The organism is Stenotrophomonas pictorum JCM 9942 (assembly GCF_001310775.1).
GTDB classification, from domain to species: Bacteria; Pseudomonadota; Gammaproteobacteria; order Xanthomonadales; family Xanthomonadaceae; genus Stenotrophomonas; species Stenotrophomonas pictorum.
In genome coordinates, this window is sequence record NZ_BAZI01000451.1 from 1 (window position 1) to 1907 (window position 1907).

Annotated in this window: 1 protein-coding gene and 1 pseudogene; one reads left to right on the plus strand and one right to left on the minus strand. The window is 67.4% G+C overall.

The window, feature by feature from the left end; translation table 11 throughout:
• The first annotated feature begins 22 nt into the window (after window positions 1-22).
• Window positions 23-1210, plus strand: coding sequence for an MFS transporter (locus tag JCM9942_RS14905; protein ID WP_054660624.1), 1188 nt, complete (start codon window positions 23-25; stop codon window positions 1208-1210).
• A gap of 206 nt (window positions 1211-1416) precedes the next feature.
• Here JCM9942_RS14905 and JCM9942_RS14910 read toward each other — a convergent pair.
• Window positions 1417-1907 (minus strand): annotated as a pseudogene (locus JCM9942_RS14910) (DUF2058 domain-containing protein); the annotation flags it as partial.

Sequence of the window (1907 nt, forward strand, 5' to 3'; positions counted from 1 at the left end):
CCCGCGCCGCTGGCGCCTTGTGATGACCGCCGCTTCCCTGCCACGCCCATCCGTGCCCACCGCACGGCTGTCGAGCTTCTATTTCTTCTATTACGCCGCCCTCGGCGCGTTCACCCCGTACTGGAGCCTGTACCTGCAGTCGCGCGGGATGAGTGTCACCGCCATCAGCGTGATGATGAGCCTGTGGTATGCCACCCGGGTGGTCGCGCCCAGCACTTGGACCTCGCTGGCGGCGGCCTCGCCACGGCCGATCCGCTGGCTGCGGATCGGCTGCGTGCTGACCCTGCTCAGCTTCGCCGCCTTCCTGTTTCCCGCGCCGCAGTGGTCGATGTACGCGGTGATGATCGCGTTCTGCTTCTTCTACAACGCGGTGATGCCGCAGTTCGAATCGATCACCATCACCCATCTGGGCAGTGACAGCCACCGCTACGGCCTGATCCGCGTGTGGGGCTCGTTCGGCTTCATCGCCGTGGTCACCAGCTTCGGCTGGCTGATCGAACACCATGGCGCCGGCAAGCTGCCGTGGCTGATGCTGCCGCTGTTCGCGCTGATGATCGGCTCGGCCTTCCTCAACCGCTACGCCCGCGACATCCCCGGCGGCACCCACACCGAGGGCGGTTTCTGGGCCATCGTCCGGCAGAAGCCGGTACTGGCGTTCTTCGTCGCCGCGTTCCTCGAACAGCTCTCGTTCGGCCCCTACTACACGTTCTTCTCGCTCTACATGGACCAGCACGGCTACAGCACCTCGTTGCTGGGGCTGATGTGGACGGTAGGCGTGGTGTTCGAGGTGGCTGTGTTCTTCCTGATCTCGCGCTTCTTCCGCCGCTGGGACGCCAGCTGGCTGCTGATCATTTCCATGGCCAGCGCCGCCCTGCGCTGGTGGGCCACCGCGCTGTGGCCGGAGAACATCCCGGTGATGCTCGTCGCCCAGGCCACCCATTGCCTGGGCTTTGCCGCGTTCTTTGCCTCGGCCATGCAACTGCTGGCGCGCTACTTCCCCGGCCAGCTCAACGGCCACGGCCAGGGCCTGTTCTACGGCTTCTCCTCGGGACTGGGCGGCGTGCTGGGCGCGCTGATCGCCGGCCAGCTGTGGCGCTTCGGCGATGGCAAGGTCGCCTTCCTCGTCGGTGGCGGCTTCGCCCTGGCCGGCGCGCTGATCGCGCTGTACTGGCTGCCGCCCTCCCGACAGGCCCGGCGGGCCGCGGGCTAGCAGATACCTGTGCAGGCAGCCATTCCCCACGCAGGAAGCGCCGTCCGCCGCGGAGGCGAGTCGCTTGCAGGGCCACTGCGCCTGTTGCCGGTGCGGATCGTCAGCCTCGAGGCGAGCCGCGCCCCAAACCGTAGCCGACGCCGCACATGGAAAAAGACAGGCCAGCGGCCTGTCTTTTCTGTCACACCGAGGCGGCCGGAACCGCTTTACCAGACCAGGTCGTCCGGCACCTGGTACATCGGATCGGCATACGGATCGGCTTCGGCCGGCGCGTTCGGGTCGATCTTCAGCGCCACCGAGGGCGCGAACACCTGCTCGGCCTCGGCCAGGACCGCCGCGGTGACCAGCAGGTAGCGACCGTTCTGCTGCAACACCCCCAGCTCGCCGGCATTGAGCGCCTTGAGCTGGTCGGCATTGACATAGATGCGCTTGATCTTGCCGCCGTACTCGAAGTGCCGGGCGATATCGGCCTCAGGATCGTTCAGTCCCTTGTCCTTGATCAGCTCGTCGAGCCTGGCGCGGGCTTCGCGGCGCAGGCGGGCTTCTTCCTGCTTCCGGCGCTCGGCTCGATGCGCTCGTCCTTCTCGCGCTGGGCACGGATGGCGTAGGCCTTGGCCAGATCGATGTCTTCCTGCGAGCGCGGCTTGCGCGCGCCCTGCGGCCGGCCCTGGCCGGGCTTGCCCTGCCCTGCTTTGGG